Annotated in this window: 12 protein-coding genes and 1 pseudogene; 4 read left to right on the top strand and 9 right to left on the bottom strand. The window is 31.1% G+C overall.

What is annotated here, in order from left to right:
* Positions 1-733: 733 nt before the first annotated feature.
* From Q0649_RS08235 to licT, 4 genes are all read right to left on the bottom strand, one after another.
* Positions 734-2113 (bottom strand): radical SAM protein, encoded by a 1380-nt coding sequence (locus Q0649_RS08235; protein WP_298840073.1) that lies wholly within the window; start codon positions 2111-2113, stop codon positions 734-736.
* 960 nt (positions 2114-3073) lie between these two features.
* Entirely contained in the window at positions 3074-4486 is a 1413-nt protein-coding gene (locus Q0649_RS08230; protein ID WP_298840070.1) for a sucrose-6-phosphate hydrolase, read from the bottom strand.
* Between the two features lie 72 nt (positions 4487-4558).
* Positions 4559-6496 (bottom strand): sucrose-specific PTS transporter subunit IIBC, encoded by a 1938-nt coding sequence (locus Q0649_RS08225; protein WP_298840067.1) that lies wholly within the window; start codon positions 6494-6496, stop codon positions 4559-4561.
* Between the two features lie 234 nt (positions 6497-6730).
* On the bottom strand, positions 6731-7594 hold the full coding sequence (licT, locus tag Q0649_RS08220; RefSeq protein ID WP_298840064.1) for a BglG family transcription antiterminator LicT: 864 nt from the start codon (positions 7592-7594) through the stop codon (positions 6731-6733).
* A 329-nt stretch (positions 7595-7923) separates the two neighbouring features.
* Here licT and Q0649_RS08215 point away from each other — a divergent pair, with 329 nt between their 5' ends.
* Positions 7924-8403: a CatA-like O-acetyltransferase gene (locus tag Q0649_RS08215; protein WP_298840061.1), complete on the top strand. Its 480-nt coding sequence runs from the start codon at positions 7924-7926 to the stop codon at positions 8401-8403.
* A 181-nt stretch (positions 8404-8584) separates the two neighbouring features.
* Here the strand turns inward: Q0649_RS08215 and iscB are convergent, their stop codons facing one another.
* The 3 genes from iscB to Q0649_RS08200 form a co-directional block, all read right to left on the bottom strand.
* Positions 8585-9898 carry an RNA-guided endonuclease IscB gene (gene iscB / locus Q0649_RS08210; protein WP_298840059.1) on the bottom strand — a complete coding sequence of 438 codons (1314 nt, stop codon included), beginning with the start codon at positions 9896-9898 and terminating at the stop codon, positions 8585-8587.
* A gap of 636 nt (positions 9899-10534) precedes the next feature.
* Positions 10535-11914 carry a hypothetical protein gene (locus Q0649_RS08205; RefSeq protein ID WP_298840056.1) on the bottom strand — a complete coding sequence of 460 codons (1380 nt, stop codon included), beginning with the start codon at positions 11912-11914 and terminating at the stop codon, positions 10535-10537.
* A 155-nt stretch (positions 11915-12069) separates the two neighbouring features.
* Complete coding sequence (locus Q0649_RS08200; protein ID WP_298840053.1) at positions 12070-12414, bottom strand: helix-turn-helix domain-containing protein; 345 nt, start codon at positions 12412-12414, stop codon at positions 12070-12072.
* Between the two features lie 216 nt (positions 12415-12630).
* On the opposite strand from Q0649_RS08200, the pseudogene cutC reads away from it, so the two are divergent.
* From cutC to Q0649_RS08185, 3 genes and pseudogenes are all read left to right on the top strand, one after another.
* Positions 12631-14978, top strand: a pseudogene (gene cutC / locus Q0649_RS08195) (choline trimethylamine-lyase); the annotation flags it as partial.
* A 27-nt stretch (positions 14979-15005) separates the two neighbouring features.
* Positions 15006-15956 carry a choline TMA-lyase-activating enzyme gene (gene cutD / locus Q0649_RS08190; RefSeq protein ID WP_298840052.1) on the top strand — a complete coding sequence of 317 codons (951 nt, stop codon included), beginning with the start codon at positions 15006-15008 and terminating at the stop codon, positions 15954-15956.
* 233 nt (positions 15957-16189) lie between these two features.
* Positions 16190-17326: a serine hydrolase gene (locus Q0649_RS08185; RefSeq protein ID WP_298840049.1), complete on the top strand. Its 1137-nt coding sequence runs from the start codon at positions 16190-16192 to the stop codon at positions 17324-17326.
* Between the two features lie 146 nt (positions 17327-17472).
* On the opposite strand, the gene Q0649_RS08180 is transcribed toward Q0649_RS08185, so the two are convergent.
* Together Q0649_RS08180 and Q0649_RS08175 are read right to left on the bottom strand one after the other, a co-directional pair.
* Positions 17473-18519: a phosphodiester glycosidase family protein gene (locus Q0649_RS08180; RefSeq protein WP_298840045.1), complete on the bottom strand. Its 1047-nt coding sequence runs from the start codon at positions 18517-18519 to the stop codon at positions 17473-17475.
* 207 nt (positions 18520-18726) lie between these two features.
* On the bottom strand, positions 18727-18912 hold the full coding sequence (locus Q0649_RS08175) for a hypothetical protein (RefSeq protein ID WP_298840042.1): 186 nt from the start codon (positions 18910-18912) through the stop codon (positions 18727-18729).
* Positions 18913-19112: the final 200 nt, after the last annotated feature.

Here is a 19112-nt window from a genome sequence, read left to right as displayed (position 1 = left end):
CATCATAAAAAGGTTGAAATTAAAAAATGCGACAACTATGTTGACAAATTCCGTTTGTAAGAAGTACGATACATTGTATTATTTTTGTCTAGTTTCATCTTTAAAGAAGAAATTATTTTATTAACATAAATTTCATTAGCCATATTTTACTCCTCTAGTTTATTTTTAATTTAAAAACCATTTTTGTTATTAACTTTTAGATTAACATATACACTCCACAAGCGAAAGACACCGAAGAAAAAAATAAAAAGGTTTTAGAAAGTCTCTACGGAAACAATATGATAGATTATATCTATGGGCATATGGTAAATGTAAGCACTAAATATTTGCAAGATTACATTGGTTTCTTCACTTACATTAGGAATTGGAGAGTAACCAATGATAATTATACATCATCTATGAAAGATACCGAACAGATTTTAAAAACATAGTAGTCCTCTACATAATCACTTAGTATATATTTTATAGTAATTCTGTTAACTATTTTTATATCTGCTACCCTGCCATACCAAAAAAAGCTTTAATTAGACACAACTTTTTAATTTTGTGTCTAATTAAAGGGGTATAGTTCAGTTTATACAATCAGAAACTTTGATTTTTTATGTAGAATTTATTGTAATTACACAAATATTTTAATTTACAATAACTAGATATTATTGTTTATATGTATTGTTAAAAAATTAAAAATTATTTAATTCAATTTTCTTGATTTATAGAGAACTGTAATTTTTCATTAACCTTTTGACAATTCATAATTTCCTTGTTCATTATAAGTTTCTTTCCACTCTTTGTTAGCATAGGGTGCAAACTCAGTTGCAACCTTAGTAATCTTTTCATGAAAATCATTATCATTAAGCATAGCTTCACCAGCTGCATCTGTTGGTTTAGCACCAACCTTTTCGCATATGTTTTTTATTACATTAGGATTATCTATCATCATACATGGTCTTAACATATTTTTGTTATATGGCTGAATATGTCTTAATTCCTTAAAGAAAGGGTTCCTAAAAGCATCAATTAATGGTCTTCCCTTTAAATTAACTGTCGAGAAATGTGCAAATACACATGGTTCTACATCCTCTTTTGAATTAACATGGAAGAAATATTTACCAGCAATACATCCACCTATTTGAGGAGCATCATTAAAGAAATCAATTGTAAAGTATGGTTTTGTAGTTCTTATTTCATTGGCTCTTCTTCCAAGTCTTATTCTCTGCTCTGGTGTAAGCATCATACCAAACTGTGGATGTGCACTTATCGGCATAAATAAGAAATACCAACTTAATTTTGAACCTTTTTCAATTAGCATATCAGTAAATTCATCAGATAATACATCTTCAATATTAGTTCTTGTAACACATGTTGAAACTCCGAATAAAATTCCTCTTTCTTTAAGTAGATCCATTGCATGCATAACTTTTTCATAAGTACCTAATCCTCTTCTTGCTTCTGTATCTTTTTTTAATCCTTCAATTGATAGCATTGCGACTACATTTCCACATTTTTTCAACCTATCAGCAATTTTATCAGTTATAAGAATACCACTAGTAAATGGTGAGAACATCATGTCATCATATTTCTCATAAATATCTAATAAATAATCATTGTAGAAAGGTTCTCCACCAAGCACTATTATCCAGTATATTCCTAAATCTCTTGCCTCTTTAATTAATCTCTCGACTTCTTCTGGTGGAATATCAGCATCTTTACTATAATTAGCTGCATAACATCCAACACAGTGCAAAGGGCATCTCATAGATGGACTAATTAACATAACAAATGGTATCTTTGTATCTTCGTCAGTCAAGTACTTTTGACGTTTAGTCTCAGCATACCAATTTGCATTCACAAAGAAATTAATAACCATTTTTTTAAGGCACTTTGTATCGGTAGTAGTTAATATATTTTGTATGTAATCATATGTAGTTGGATTGTTTTTATAATAACTATAAACAAACTCTATTTGTTTTAATTGATCTTCATCCTTTATTAGTTTTCTTATAGCATCAAAAATTTTGTCAACATTTCTTTCTGGATTTTTTTCAAGATAAGCAATCATAATTTTCATAATTTTAGATTTTACGTCTTTTTCTAAAAAATTCATAGTACTCATATTAATTCCTCCAATTAAAAAAATTTATTTTTATAAATTATATTACTATTTAAAAAGATAATAATATAAATCAATTATCATATTTTTTTGCATGTTTTTTAATATTCAATCACACAAATATTATTTGTAATTATATATTTTTCTTTCTTTTTAGTTTTATTTATAGGTATGTTGTAACATTATTAAGTTATTAAGTTATACTAGAAATTGTACTTATACAATACGAACTCTTTGTAATCATTATAACAATTTTACATTATTTTGTCAATAAACCCATTTTTTTAATGTATTATGCAGCTGTAATTATATTTTTGTGTGTTTTGCTCTGTTTTGCTCTGTTTTTGTCTATTCTATTGGCATATTGTAATTATTTGTCATTTTTCAAACTTGCTACTTGTTAACTTATTTGCAAACCTTTTATATATTAATTTATATTAAAACGCAAAAAAAGAAAATATACCTTGTAAATGTCTTTCATAGCGATTCACGAGATATTTATTATAAACTAATTGTCTCCCATAAGGACATACATATAAGTAACAACAGTAATTACACTTCATAGTGCTTCCTTCCTATCAAATTACTTGGCCAATATGGCACTCATTACATAATATGATTTATGGATAGGGATGCTACACTTCACTCAACATTTTTACATAATTTCTTACCATTCAGACATCAGCAAGCTCGCCTTCGCCTCACAAAGACCCACGTGGGTCATGAACAATTATTTTGTTTTATTGGATTATGGAGTTTTTAGCAACATAGCTTATCCGTTTCACTTCCAAACTAAGTAAGGTGCCAGACCCCGTGGCTATCAAGCTAGTAGAACCAATTAATGTAATTGGGATTCACTAGTTTTTTTATTTATTTATAAAAAAACAAGCTAATTATTACATATATAGTATTATTTTGTATTGTTGATATTTAGTTTTCTGTTTACAACATTCATTACAGACGTTAAATGTTCCAATGCTTTATATCAACGTTTATTATTCCTCCTTGTGCATAAAAAAAAATGTTTTTGCTGTCTTCCTTAGGATAAATCCTAGAGGAAAAAGTTTCTTCACCTTTATTTATGAATATTTCAAGAGATGACTTATCCATGAATAAACGAATCCTTAATTTTTTACAATTCTCTATTTTGCATTTTCTCACGCCTATTTTACTTAATCCGCTTTCATATCTGTCCAATATTATTTTTTCTTCTTTTGTATTATAATATAAAAGTGTTTTCTCATTTTCGCCCTCATCGCATCTAAGCTTAATCCCAAATTCCAATACATTTTCCCATGAGAAATCACAAACCAACTCAAAACAGTCCCCATAAATACCATTTAATTTAATCTGTTCATTATTTATTATCACATTTTCATATGTAGTCTCATTATTTCTAAGTAATTTCATTTCTTCTACTGGGTTTTGATAGATTTTATTATTTTCAAGATGCAATTGTCTAACAATTGTTAGACAATGAAGCCAATTGTTCTTTACCGTAGGGCTATCCTCTTCTTCTGGAATACCCATCCAACCAACTAAGAGTAACCGTCCTTTTTCATCTCTCGAAACTTGAGGCGCATAAAATTCAAAACCTCTATCTAGCTCAATAAAATCACCATAAGCTAATTTTCCCGTCTTATAATCTAATTTACCAACCAAATATCCACATTGATATCTGTTATTATATAAATCTCCTTTAGGCTCTACCCCCTGAGGACAAAATAATAATATATCTTTTCCGTCTAAATTAAATAAATTTGGACACTCCCACATATATCCTAGATAATTCAATCTCTTTGTGTTTGCACCAGCAATTTCTCCAATTTTATTCCAAGTTAATAAATCTTCTGAACTATATAAAAGTACTACGCCTTCTTCTTTTTCTGTTTGGGCTCCAATTGACATATACCATAATCCATCATGTTTCCAAACTTTAGGATCCCTAAAATGCGATGTATAACCAGTTGGTGCATTACTTATAACAGGGTTATTTTTATATTTAACAAAGTTTTCCCCATCACTGCTTTGTGCAATACACTGATAAGTTTCCCTTTTACCTGATTGATTTTTTACATTTCCCGTATAAATTAAAGTGAATTCATCATTATTATTTACAGCCGATCCAGAATAACATCCATGAGTTTCATACCATTCACTTGGACAAAGTGCAGTTGATAGCATACTCCAATGAACTAAATCCGAACTTTTTACATGAGCCCAACATACCTTTTTGTCTTTAGGATATAAAGGGTTAAACTGATAAAACAGATGGTATTCACTATTAACTTGAATAAATCCATTAGGATCATTCATAAAACCTGTTTCTGGCATTAAATGATATTTTAACCTATAATAATCGTTATTTTTAATCATAAAATCACAACCATTTCAAATTTTATTTTTTCTATTTTCAATCTTGAAAAAGAGAGTGATTCCCTCTCTTTTTTAATTAATTTCAACTAACAATAATTCTTCCCCTTGTTTAATTTTACCAGACTTTAATGGCTTAATAAACTTCATAACATCAGAATTTGTAATGACGAGTATTGTTACAGGTGATTTCGCTTTTTCCTTAACTAAATCTAAATCAAATTCTATTAATTTTTGTCCCTTCTTAATTATATCGCCAGTACTAATAAATGACTTAAAGCCCTCACCATTCATTTTCACTGTATCTATTCCTATATGAATCAGAATTTCCATTCCATCACTTGTTTTAATTGCTATTGCATGTTTTGTATCAAATAAGCATACTACAGTTCCGTCTGCTGGTGAAACTACTATTCCATCCAAAGGATTCACCGCTATTCCTTTTCCCAATAATTCATCAGAAAAAGTTTTGTCTGGGACATCTTTAAGTAATATAATATTCCCATTTACAGGTGATACTAATTTTAAAATAGTATTTGCATCGGCTTCATTATAAAGTAAAACATCTTCATTACTCTTATCATTATTATCTTCTTCTATTTCTTCCTCTATTTCTTCTTTTGCCTCTTTTTCTTCTTTTGCCTCTTTTTCTTCTCTTATCCCAAGTACAGAAGTAACTGCAAAGGCCGTTGCAAAAGCTATAACCATTCCAATTATATAATTCATTATAGATGATGGTGGTACAATTGATGTACCTGGTATTCCACTTACACCCATGCCTGTCATTGCTACTTTAGTAAATACTACATAACCTCCACCTACAGCACCACCTATAGCTGCTGCAACGAATGGCCTTCTGTATCTCAAATTTACTCCAAAAATTGCTGGTTCAGTTATACCAAGTACAGCTGATAATGATGCTGGACCTGCTATTGACTTCATTTTTGCATTTTTAGTGATAAAATATACTGCAAAAGCAGCTCCACCTTGTGCAACGTTTGCCATTGACCAAATTGGTAATAAGAAGTCCTTATGAATACTTGGGTTAGCAAGTAATCCTGCCTCAACAGCTTGAAAACTTTGATGAATACCTGTAATAACTATTAATGAATAAAATCCTCCAAATAATATACCAGCAAAAACACCCGCTGTATTATATAGCGTTACTAAAGCAAATGATAGTCCATCACCTAGAAATCTCCCTGCTGGTCCTATGATGAAAAATGTAAAGAATCCTGTAATCAATACTGTTAAGAATGGTGTTAGTAAAATATCTAATATATCTGGAACTATTTTTCTTAAGCCTCTTTCTATATATCCCATAACCCAAACAGCAATTAATATTGGAAGCACTTGGCCTTGATACCCAACCATACTTACATGAAGTCCGTAAAAGTCCATTGAATTTTTAATTCCAGTTCCTAACGTCCAAGCATTTTGAAGGTCTGGATGTATCATTATGCCTGCTAATGTTACCGCTAGAAAAGGATTAGTTCCAAATTGTTTAGCCGCACTAAATGCAATTAAAACAGGTAAAAACACAAAAGCTGCATTTGAAAACATATTTAATAATATATACATTCCACTTTTTGAATCAATCAAATGGAAATTTTGAAGCATTCCTAAAATTCCCATTAAAAGCCCACTAGCAACTATTGCTGGTATTATTGGAAGAAAAATATTCGATAACATTCTTGCAAATCTCTCAAAAGGATTCATATTTTTCATTGCAGCTCTTTTATTATCACTTAAACTCGCCACTCCTATTTTAGTTCCTTCAATAAAAGAAGCATATACTTTGTTTACTGTTCCTTGACCAATAATAATTTGTAACTGACCTCCACTGTTAAATACTCCTTTAACCGCATCCATTTTTTCTATTTTTTTTATGTTTGCCTTTTTATCGTCATTTAAAACCAATCTCAATCTTGTAGCACAATGCGCTGCACTAGCAACATTGCTTTCTCCACCCAAATACGTTAAAATTTCTTTAGCTATTTTGTTATAATCCATTTTTACCCCTCCTATATTTTTATCTACACAAACCTGATTATTGCATTATCTTGTGCCATTAAGTAGCCGTTACTAATTCAAATAAAAAAAGCCTAAATTGGATTAATACACTTAATGTATAATCTACAACTTAGGTTTTGCCTGGATAACCAGTAACAATCCTGATATTAAATTTTTAGTATCTTAAATAAATCCCTACTCTATTTCCTTATATATATTAATAAATGTATAAACCTATAATCTTTCAGATGATACCTTATAAGTTATACTAGAAATAACTCGCTGAATATGAAGACTTAAATAAACTATTTCTCCATTATTTATTGTGTAGCCATAATTTTTTTCAATAAAAATTTTTATCTTTAATGCACAACTATATGGTTTATAATAATTTATTTTTACCATTTTTAAAAATTCATTACTATCTTCTGGTAACTTTTTATCTGAAATTACCCTTTGTGAAAAATACTTCAAGTGCGTGATAAGTCTATCATAAGAAATATCATTTTCATCAAATTCTACATTAAAAAAATATTTTATAATATTTAATATTTCTTGAACAATTGAAATACCATTTATTGTATTATCCATACTTTGGTTAAGAGCCGCATCTACCAAATGTAGAGCAATATAACCGGCTTCATCTAAATCCATTTTAATTCCTACTTCATGTTCAATACAATCTATTGCCCATAAACCCACTTCGTACTCTCTTTTATGTATCCTTTGTATTTCCCAAAGTAATTGATTCTTTAACTTAATACCTTCTTTATATCGTTTAATAGCAAAATCAATATGATCTGTTAATGCAATATAAATATGATCATCAAATTGTGTATTTAATTTTTCTTTCCCATAGCTTATAATTGTCTCTGATAATTTTATGTACTCCATAGGGATTTCATTTATCAATTTTAGAAACTTCTCATTTTCAATTTTATTTTCCAAAATAAATACTTTTTCAATTTTCAAACCATCGACCATATCTCCATTTCTCTTTTGAAAAGCAATTCCTCTGCCCATAATTACTTTTTCACGCTTAGATTTTTCATCAATAGTCGTAACAACATTGTTATTTAATATTCTTTTTATTATCATAGTATTCACCCCAATTGTTTTCATATAATTAATGGGCAATCATGTTAAATTATATATAATATAAAAAAACCTAGACTAAGACAAATTTTACAATAATCTTAATTTAGGTTTTGCCTGCTAATCAGTAACAATCCTTTTATTCAGTTTATAAAACGATGATAACATTTTCATTGTTGTATGTCAACATATTATATGAATTTTTATCCACGAAAAACTCACTTTGAATATTTTAGAAATATGGCATATCCTTATGCTGGTGCGACCGTTAATATTGATATTACTTATTTATTTAATGTGATTATGGGAAAAAAGCTGCCTTTTTTTTAACAATGCTTTATATAGCAGCAAATGCGGCAAATAAAATACCTGAATTTAGAAGAAGGATTGATGGCGATGGTATAATCGAATATTCAAATTGTAATACATCTCATACTGTCGCTTTAGAAGATGGAACTTATTGTTATTGTGAACTGAATTCTTGTATGAATTATAAAAATTTTTTAGGATATGCGCAAGAGAGACAAAGTTTGTCTAAAACAAAAGGTATTACAGATGATGTTAATAAAGTAGATTCATTGTTTTTTGTATCATGCTTACCATGGATTACTTATACTGCGATTATACAGCCTGTACCCAGCCCATCTGACTGTAATCCACGTATTACGTTTGGGCGTTATTTTAAACAAAATGATAAAGTATTAATGCCCACAACTATATTAGTAAATCATGCACTGGTAGATGGAATACACATTGCAAAATTTTATAAAAATTTTGACGAGATTAGGTCTCAGTTAATAATTAGTTTATAACATAGGCATAAATACAGTTAATTTCACTTTGAGGATATTCTCCATTGTTTAATAAAAGAAAAAGTCATCTAGACTGCAGATGACTTTTTCTTTTAGTTCAAAATACATTTTTTTATCAAACAGATGTAAGAACACCCCCATCTTCTATAAGTGGGGTATAAATTGCATTTCTTAGCGTTAGCTAAGACGGAACTAACCCTTTTCTAAACCTATATGGTGTAAGTAATTGTACTTTAGGCACTTTTTTAATTTCTTTTAAAGCTACATAGGCTCCATTATTTTGAGTTCCTTTTACTGTGTAAATTATATTTTCATATTTAACTAAATCTCCTGGTTGATAAAAATACCTTTTAGTTCTTATTCTCCTTTGTCCCTTAGATATCTTTTCTCCTCTATACGTTCTTAAATCTTCTGAATTTAAGTTTTTGTTACGAGTTCTACGACCATTAAAGAGTTCAACACCACTTACTTTCTTACCTGTCCTTGTGTCTATAATTTTAGAATCATAGAACTTTTCAAGAGACCGATTGTTCCTTTTAATTTGTTCGTAAATTAGAAGTTCTACCCTGCTTTGAACATTACCTCCCGCTATACAGAAAGCGTCATTATAGTGGGTTTTATCCAGTTTTAAAGCTATTCTTTTTAACTTTGTGTCATAACCATAAGTATGTTTATAACCGAAGGTATTTACAAGTCGCCATCTTACCGTTGACATAAATGTTGCATCTTTAAAACTTTTCACCTTTGGTTCCCAACCCCATAAAAACCCATTTTCTTTATGATTTTTAGAAATATGACAATTGGTACATAAAGTAAGTAAATTACCAGGGCGGTCTGTTCTATCTTTTTTCCAAAAAGCTAAATGATGAACTTGTAAAATGATATTTTTATCTTTATTTTTACAATTTGGGTTTTGGCACTTATGACCATCTCTATGAAGTACATATTCTCTTAAATTAAAGAAGTTATTTTGTTCTCCATTTTGATATTCTTCACCACTAATGTTTGGATTTTTAAGTAGGTGAGTGTCAAAATTAGCAACTTCAATAATTATATTTGATATAGGAACTATCTTCTTTAATTTATCTATAAATCTTATGTGGCTATCATATTTATGTTGTACAGAAGGTGCTAACCAACCAGTAGAACGCTTCCTATTGTCAAAGCGTGGCTTTCTATAGCGGAGTCTATTTCTTCTTATTATACGGTACATTCTTTTTTCTTTAAGGCGTTCTGACATACCTTTAAGAAGCTTTACTTCACCTGATATGAGTTCCTTATTATTAGTAAGTACAGAATATCCAATATTTAAATAGCCACTATCAATACCTAATGTAGCTAATTTAACAAATTCAGTTGAACTATAAAGTAATTGAATTGTAAAAGGTTTAGAATTAACCACTTTTGCCTTATTTTCTTTAAGCAAAACTCTTACTTTAGCATACCTATTAGTAGGCATAAGTGGTTTTCCATTTAAATTAATAACATATACCATCAGTATGCCTCCTCTTTAATAATAAATAATCCAATTAAGGATAAAACACTACCTTACGGTAGGTAAGCCCACATCGTCAATGTTATACAAAGTTTTGTAGTAGCAACACTTTTCCTTCCTCTTAGAAATGTTTAATCACTACCCTTAGAGCTTAGGACTTGTGGAGTATCCCAAGGTAACTATATATATTTTTGTATAACGTAGTGCTAACTGATTGTTGCACTTAGACTATTCAACCAAGCTTATAAGATTACTATAATCTACAAGCCTCCACTTCAAGAGCTTACGCTCTAAGTGGTAGGTAGTTGACATTGTATGCTTATAAATTGTAATACCTATAATTCAACATACGCACCACTTATAGAAGTGGGCGATTGTAAACCGCAAAAGCGGTCCAGTTCTCATTGAACTAAGAACCGTAAGAGACAATATCCTTGTAACATAGAGCTTGTTTAGTATTCTAAACAAGCTAATTTTTACAATAAGCTACAAGTATAATTATTTCATAAGTAGCTCATAATTAATGCACCCCTATCACGTAAGTGCCTTCACTGCGTAGCAACCTTAGATTTTAGGGTAACTATAAGCTATAAAGCAATTTTTTATTTTTATATTGAAGTAATTTATCTAAATGATTTAATTAAAACTAAACTTTACAATAGGCTTTTCTTTAAAAGCCCTGGAACTGATTGCTTCAATGATTTTTTTATGAGCAAACATACTAATTTTCATATTTCGTTTAGTATTGCCATAAGTTAGTTTGGATTTACTGATGTTTTTAATGTCCTCACCAGCAAGCGGTTTATTTTTATCCCTGGCTATTTGAACAAGCCCTAAGGCACACTTTTCTAAAATTTTTGAAATTTGCCCTGAAGTTTTATTTGCTATATTAAAACGTATAGTGCCAAAGTCTAATAGGTTTCCGATACAATCAGTTTCACTCCATGCAATATGGTCGTAGTTTATATCATATCCTACAACTCCATTTGCCTTCGAATAATTAATTTGATTTTCATCTTTAAATAATTTATAAGATGGCTTAAACAAAAAGTAATCTCCTTTGTCTTCGATTCGTAAGGAAACAGGGGAATTTTTAGTATTTAGAGCTTCTATTAATAAGTCTTTATGGTAAGGAAATTCAACATTTTCTATTTCAAACCATTGCGAACTATGATATGCACCTATTTTGTTTTCATAAGGCAGTTGAATCTTTAGTAAATTCGTTTCGTAATTGTATTTAACACAAGCATTTCCTTGTGTAACTGTGTTAAGTCCTTGAAGTTCTATAGTTTTATGTCTAGCTTTATAGAAGTCTTCTTTCCATGCAGAATGCTCGTTATATAATGTATGCTGTGCTTTGAATAGTTTCTTAGTACCAAAACATGATTTTACTGCACTTGTATTAAGTCTTGCAAGTTTTTGTTTTTGATAACCTATACCACGCTTAATCATATTCAGTTTATTAGTTAATCTGCTAATTTTTTTTATAACAAGAGCATGCTCAAAATCGTATATATTATATATAATTGATTTATTTTTATAATTGGCCTCAACAAAAATCTTATCATCTGACATATAAAAATAATATGGTCTATAATACTTAAATTTGGGGAGGTTTTTACTATTTTTAATAGCCTTAGATATATCGATAATATGGGTATGAATTTTACTCCAAAATTTAATTTTATTAATTAACTCTTTAACAGATTTCTCTCTATGGTTAATGTTCTTCTTTAAATCATCTATGTACATTTTGTTTAATTCAACATTAGAAGATTTATTCCATTTAGCTTCACAAACAGCATAGTTTGTATAATAAGTATTAAGATTAAACATATTCTTAATAGTTAAATGAATACTCTGCGAAAGATCTTTCTCATGATTGTAAACAAGAATTGAATAAGCTTTAATTTTAGCTTCATTACCAATATACAGTATATTCGATAGGTTGCTTAGATTTTCAAAGCTAAGCTTATCTTTATATATTCTTTTAGAAGAATTAGTTTCTATTCTCAAAATATTCACCCTCTTTTTTTACAATCTCTACTATATATTATGCCGTAATATATCCTATAATATTAAGTTATATAAAAATAATTTAGCAACAAATTCATCTCCGTCTACAGAGAACGGAGTCTTCTTTTGCAAATAAAGATAAAAAAACAAAGACATCATATACGATTTTCACTAATCTCATCTTTATAGTGTAAATGACCCCAAGAACACATTGCTTCTAAAATTGGCATTAGAGATAATCCTTTTTCTGATAAAAAGTATTCTACCTTTGGCGGAACTTGGTGATATTCTTTGCGAACTATAATATCATTTGTTTCAAGCTCCTTAAGTTGAGAACTTAACATTTTATGAGTGATACCCTTAATACATTTTTTTAATTCTCCATAACGCAAAATTTTACGTCCTGATAACCAAAACATTATTGTCATTTTCCATTTGCCACTAAATATCGATAATGTATATTTAAATGGTGCTGAGTAAACCTCTTCTTCTTGATCCATATTATCACTATCCTTTTAGTTAGTATCTTACATTAAAGTGCATACTGTTATTATTATCATACTAATTATATAATAGTATATATTAGATTCGTTGCAAAGTAAATTAATTATTAGAAACCCTTAATATAGTTTTGGAGTTTAATTTCAAAATCGAGATAAATAATGTAGTAAATTAGGAGGAATATTATGACACAAAAAAAGCCAATTTTACCTAAACGTCTTCAACTTTTGAAAGAAGCATATTTAAAGGTTAAGCCAAGCATTACCATTGGGCGTGCTTTGGCATATACTGAAATTGCAAAAAAGTATCCTGATCTTCCAAGGAATGTGCTTAGGGCCAAAGAATTTAGGAGAGCATGTGAAACTGCCCCGATGCTTAAACATGAGCTTATAATCGGCCACCCTTGCGGCAAACCACGTGCAGGTGCATTTTCACCTGATACCGCATGGGAGTGGGTCCGTGATGAACTAGATACCATCGCACTAGAACGCAGGATCCTTATTACATAAGCGAAGAAGACAAGAATATTATGCGGGAACAATTATTTCCATTTTGGGAAGGCAAATCTCTAGCGGAGGAATGTGAAAAAGCTTTTCGCAAAGAAGATTTGTGGGAATTCGGCGCCCAGGCGTGTATAAGTGATTTAACTTATCATATTACTAGCGGTGGCGGAGATACTAGTCCGGGATATGATATTATCCTTTTTAAAAAGGGTATTTGCGGAGTTAAAGCTGAAGCTGAAGCTTATCTTACTGGCTTATCCGCGGACAAAATTGAAGACAAAGATAAAATTTCCTTTTATCAAGCGGAAATAGAAACTTGCGCGGGAATTCTCACTTACGCCGCTCGTCTTTCGGCATATGCGTTGGAACTGTCCGAAAAGCAGCAGGATCCAAAACGTAAAGCAGAGCTTAAAAAAATTTCAGAGGTTAATGGACGTGTGCCGGCAAATCCTCCGAAAACATTTCATGAAGCATTGCAAGCCATTTGGACAATACAATCACTATTTTTAATGGAAGAGAATCAATCTAGTACATCACTAGGCCGTATTGACCAGTATGTGCTTCCTTGCTATATGTCAGATATTGAAAGCGGAATGCTGGACAAGCAGTAGGCTTTTGAATTGATGGGTTGTTTCATGATCAAATGTTCAGAAATGATTTGGTATACACCGGAAGCCAGCTCCAAATATTTCGCGGGATATATGCCTTTTATCAACATGTGTGTAGGTGGACAAAAACGTGAAGGAGGAGACGGCACCAACGAATTAACATATCTGATTATGGATGCTGTGGAAAAAGTTAAGATATACCAGCCGTCCCTTGCTTGCCGTATTTACAATCAGTCTCCACATCGTTATTTAGAAAAAATAGTGGACGTTATTAAATCTGGCGCTGGTATGCCTGCATGCCATTTTGATGATGCACATATCAAAATGATGCTTAGGAAAGGTTTTGATTTTGAAGATGCTCGAGACTATTGCCTTATGGGATGTGTGGAACCGCAAAAATCGGGGCGAATTCATCAGTGGACAGCCGGCGGTTTTACACAATGGCCTATCACCATTGAAATGGTATTTAATCGTGGCGTTCTTAAGTCATATGGAAGCAAGCAGTGGCTGGACACTGGTGCATTAGAGAAATTGACCACTTATAAACAATTTGATACTGCTATGAAAAGGCAGCTTGACTATCTGCTGGAGATGAATGCCAGAGGAACTGTTTTAACGCAGAAAGTTTTTAGAGATGTTACACCTACTCCTTATATGTCACTGTTTGTTGACGGTTGCATGCAGAAAGGTAAAGATGTGACTGCAGGTGGCGCCGTTCTTTATGAAGGACCAGGAACAATATTCGCGGGACTAGGCACTTATGTCGACAGTATGGCTGCGATTAAAAAACTTGTTTATGATGATAAAAAGTACACACTTGCAGATATCAAAAAAGCCCTTGATGTCAATTGGAAAGGGTACAAACAAATACATCATGACTGTCTTGCTGCACCTAAATATGGTAATGATGATAACTATGTTGATCTGATTGCCAGAGACATCGTCGATTATACAGAACATACAATAAACCAGCACAAGTCACTTTATGCAAGACAAATCCATGGTACTTTGTCCCAATCCTTTAATACACCTTTGGGAAGGATGATTGGTGCAACCCCCAATGGGCGTCTTTCCGGTCTACCATTATCTGATGCAATAAGCCCTTCTCAAGGAGCTGATACAAAAGGACCAACAGCAACCATAAAATCAGAATCCAAAATTAATGTTGAATCAATGAGTCTTGGGATGGCTCATAACTTTAAAATATCTAGTAGTTTTTTGGATAATCAGGAAGGTAGGGAGGGATTAATTACCCTACTACGTACTGCCTCCATTATGGGTAATGCCGAGATGCAATTCAATTGTGTGGATAACAAAACATTAAAGGAGGCTCAACTACATCCTGAAGATTATCGGGATCTTATTGTACGTGTTGCTGGATACTGTGCCTTTTTTGTTGAACTTTGCAAGGAAGTACAGGATGAAATCATCAGCCGTACAGTAATTGAATAAAATATATCAAACGGGAGGTTAGGTATTATGGGTAATGCGAATGAAGCTAAAATCGAAAAAAAAGCAATAATTTTTAATGTACAAAAATACAATGTGTATGATGGACCGGGAGTAAGGACACTGGTGTTCTTTAAAGGATGTCCACTTCGTTGTAAGTGGTGTGCTAATCCTGAAGGATTGGAACAAAAATATCAAGTTATGTTCAAAAGAGACTCATGTATTGATTGTGGTGCTTGCGTCTCTGTTTGCCCAGTTTCAATACATTCTATTTCCAAAGAGTTAAAACATGAGATGAATCGTAGCATTGACTGTATAGGTTGCCGTAAGTGCGAGGATATTTGTCCTGAGTCTGCATTATCTATTGTGGGAAATTTGAAAACAGTTTCGGAAATTATGGAGATTATTGAAGAAGACCGTGAATTTTATAACGTTTCAGGTGGTGGAGTTACGCTAGGCGGCGGTGAAGTTTTAATGCAACCTGAATTCGCAACCGATCTGCTTATGGCATGTAAGCAGGAAGGAATCAATACTGCAATTGAAACTTGTGGATATACAACACTGGAATCAATACTTAAGGTTGCTAAGTTCACTGATTTATTCCTTTTTGATATAAAACACATTGATCCTGAACGCCACTATAAGCTGACGGGAGTACGTAATGAGCAAATTTTAAAGAATTTGAAAGAACTTCTAAGCCGTCGGTATAAAGTAAAGGTGAGAATGCCTCTGTTAAAAGGCATAAATGATAATCAAGATGAGATTGAGAGGGTAATTGCCTTTTTAATGCCTTTTCGTGATTATAAAAATTTTAAAGGCATAGATCTACTTCCTTACCATAAATTAGGCGTAAATAAGTACACAAAATTGGGTAAAGAGTATCCAATAAAGGAAGATCCAAGTTTAAGTAGGGATGAACTAGATATGATTGAGAGCTGGGTTAAAAAATATGAATTTCCAGTTAAAGTTATCAAACATTGATAACTTATTGTTAGAATAAAAAATAGAGTATTATACTTACCATAAAAGCAATATCTTTGTTAGCAAATTCGCGTCGCTCATAAACTCCCCCGGGGATATCATATGCACACTTTTGCTACTTACATAATATAAATGATTAAATAAATATTTATATTTATTTTTTAAAATTTTTCAGTTATAATTTATAAAAGAATCAAAAATATAAACAGAAGGATATCAAATGGGGGATGAAGATGAAAAAAAAGAATATATTAATGATTGCATTTACAATGATTGTAATCGGATACACAATACCGAGTACAATTATTCAAAACTACACAAAAAGTGTACAACCTATCGTTGTTCAAAAAATATTGATTGCTCAAAATATTAAAAACGTGACTATTCTTAATGTTGGTAATAAAGATGCTAAAGTTCTTTCTTTACAGAAGAAGCTATTTAATATTGGTTATACTGTAAGTGTTAATGGCGTTTTTAGCTTAGATACACAAAATGTGATAAAACAATTTCAGAAGAAATATAATCTCAGCCAATCAGGTATATATGACACTGACACAGAAAATATTTTAAATAAGACTAAAAATATTAGAGATTATGATGTTATCCAAAAGACAAAACAAAGACAAGCTTCAACTATTGCCTTATTAAATAGAATAAAAAGTTATTTAGGTAGTGGAGTGACTAGAGTAGGTTTTATTTATTATGACTTGTCCACAGGAGACAAAATATCAATAAATCCAAATAAAGTATGTATAGCAGCTAGTACATATAAAGTAGGCATGAATATGGTTGCATATGATACAGTTAGGGCAGGAAAGATTAAATTAACTGATGGGCTTAAATATAATAGTGCTTATTATGAGTCAGGAACTGGTATTTTGCAAGGTCAATTAAAAACCACTTTAAAACATCCAGTAGCATTACAAAAATTATTAGACTATTCGATAATTTACTCTGATAATATAGCTACAAATATGATTTCAAGCAGGCTGGGTGGTGCTCGAATAGTTAGGCAGAAGGTAGCTACTATGACAGGCATAACTGGAGTCAATACAATCAAAAATGTATTAACACCAGAAATTGAAACTCGGCTTTTAAAAAAACTTTATATCGGTAGAAATGATAAATATTACTCACGACTAATAAGTGATATGAAAAGAACAAAATTTCATGATAGAATAGATAAATATGTGCCAAGAAATTTAGTAGCACATAAAATAGGTAACTTGGGTTCATATACAAATGATGTGGGAATAGTATTTACAGATAAACCATATTTGATTGTAATGTACGTTGATGGATTATCACACTCTGCTGAAAAAATAGCAACAGTATCAAATATGGTATATCAAAACCAACTAAAAAGGTAAAAATATTAAGTAAGGCAAGCCATTTTGCCTTACTAGTTTAAAACTATATTTTTCTGGTCTTAGGCTTTTAAAAATTTACGTCGCTAATAAACTCCCCAAGGTTCATGAACAATTTTTGATCACAAATTATTTTGATATTTATTAGGTTATTTAGTTATTACAAAAGCGTCTGGAAGCGTCCTTTCTCCTGCTATCGAGCAGGGACTGTTTATAAGTCGACCTTTATAATATATAGTTGAAGATGAACCTCCATCAAGATTGGCAGCATTAACGGCTCCGTACTGAATCATTACTCTTTGTACTTCCCGAATAGTTGCACCATGAGAACTTAGTTGCCTTCCATCTATTTCAAGAAGAATAATAGTACCATCTTTCTTTTGCCCTATGACACTTCGAGGGTTAATTCCCCACCCGCCATCTCCTATTATTTTTGTTGGTTTATTATTTACGATAAGTTTAGGACCAAAGGATATTGCGTAAGCAATCTGTTTCTCTTTAATTTCTTTAATAGTGAGATTTCCAAAAGTCAAGATGCCATCTTTATCGAGTCCAATAATGTCATATTTCTTTTGAGAGGGAACACTCCAAACGACTTTCCTATTTTTTACTATTATTCCAGATGGAATTCCACCGTTCCCGACTCCACCTATATCTGTGAAACCTCCTGCGTTTATGCCACCAATTGCATTTTCCGAATTTATTAGCTGTGTTAATTTATCTCCAACTTTTCCTATGTTTTTAGCTACAGCAAGTTTTACTCGTTTAGGGTTACTGACTATAACCATATGACCTTTATATCCATCTCCCTTAATATCAATCAATTTCACACTATTATCTGTATTTATCACAGTGGGAAGAGTTTTTGTACTTATAGGAATAACATGGGTTATTTCACTAGCTTTCGGCGGTACAGTTTTTGGAATTACTATTTCACTTTTGTCAAAGACTTCAACGGTTTCTTCTACCCTGTTTTCATTCATTATCTTTTTAATTTGAGCTTCACTTGCAAAAATTCTGGATATATATTGACTCTTTAGCGTTGTCATAGTTGAAGTTACTATTAACGTTTGAATACGTGGGAAAACTTCAAGTCGAATAAGAGATATTCCTACAATAATATTAATTAGTAAAACAATTATAATACCTAGCAATAATTTACCTATCTTTTTTAATATCTTTTTTAAAAGTACCATTAATCCACTTGCCTCCCTTCGCTAAAAAGAATGTTTTTCTATAATATGATTGTATAGAACAAACATTGCAAGGTCTATTTCTATTAACACAATTATAATTTAAAATAGCGAAATTTTAAAAAGCTTACTTAATAGATTACTCTATCAAATAAGCTTTTTCAGTTACGCATATTTATTTCTAATACTGAGTCCTTAACATCATTCCAGTTACTGCTTGTTATATATTTCGCCTTTAGAATCTTTAAAAGTAATATTAGTAATAGTAATACTCCCTCCTTTATTAACTAAATCGTCTTTACCTATTACCGAATCTGAATTTAAAACCAGTGTAAATGATGGCTTGTCCTTAGTCTTACTATTTACAACAATTGCTGAAACTCCTTTCTGAGTCACGTCATCATTACTATAATAATAAAGTTTATTACCCTTTGCATAAACTATATCCTTTAAATTTACTATAAAATAATTATTAGGATCAACTTCACTTATCCAAATCCTAATTTACACCATCTAAAATGTTTAGTATTATTTATAAGTAATATCCCTATGTGTTAAGATAGTTGTCGTAGAGAGAAATATAGTATACTATACAG

It is taken from the genome of uncultured Clostridium sp. (genome assembly GCF_937920395.1).
Taxonomy (GTDB): Bacteria; Bacillota; Clostridia; order Clostridiales; family Clostridiaceae; genus Clostridium_AD.
The sequence above is the reverse complement of the archived record's forward strand: the minus strand, read 5'-3'. Positions and strand labels throughout refer to the sequence as shown.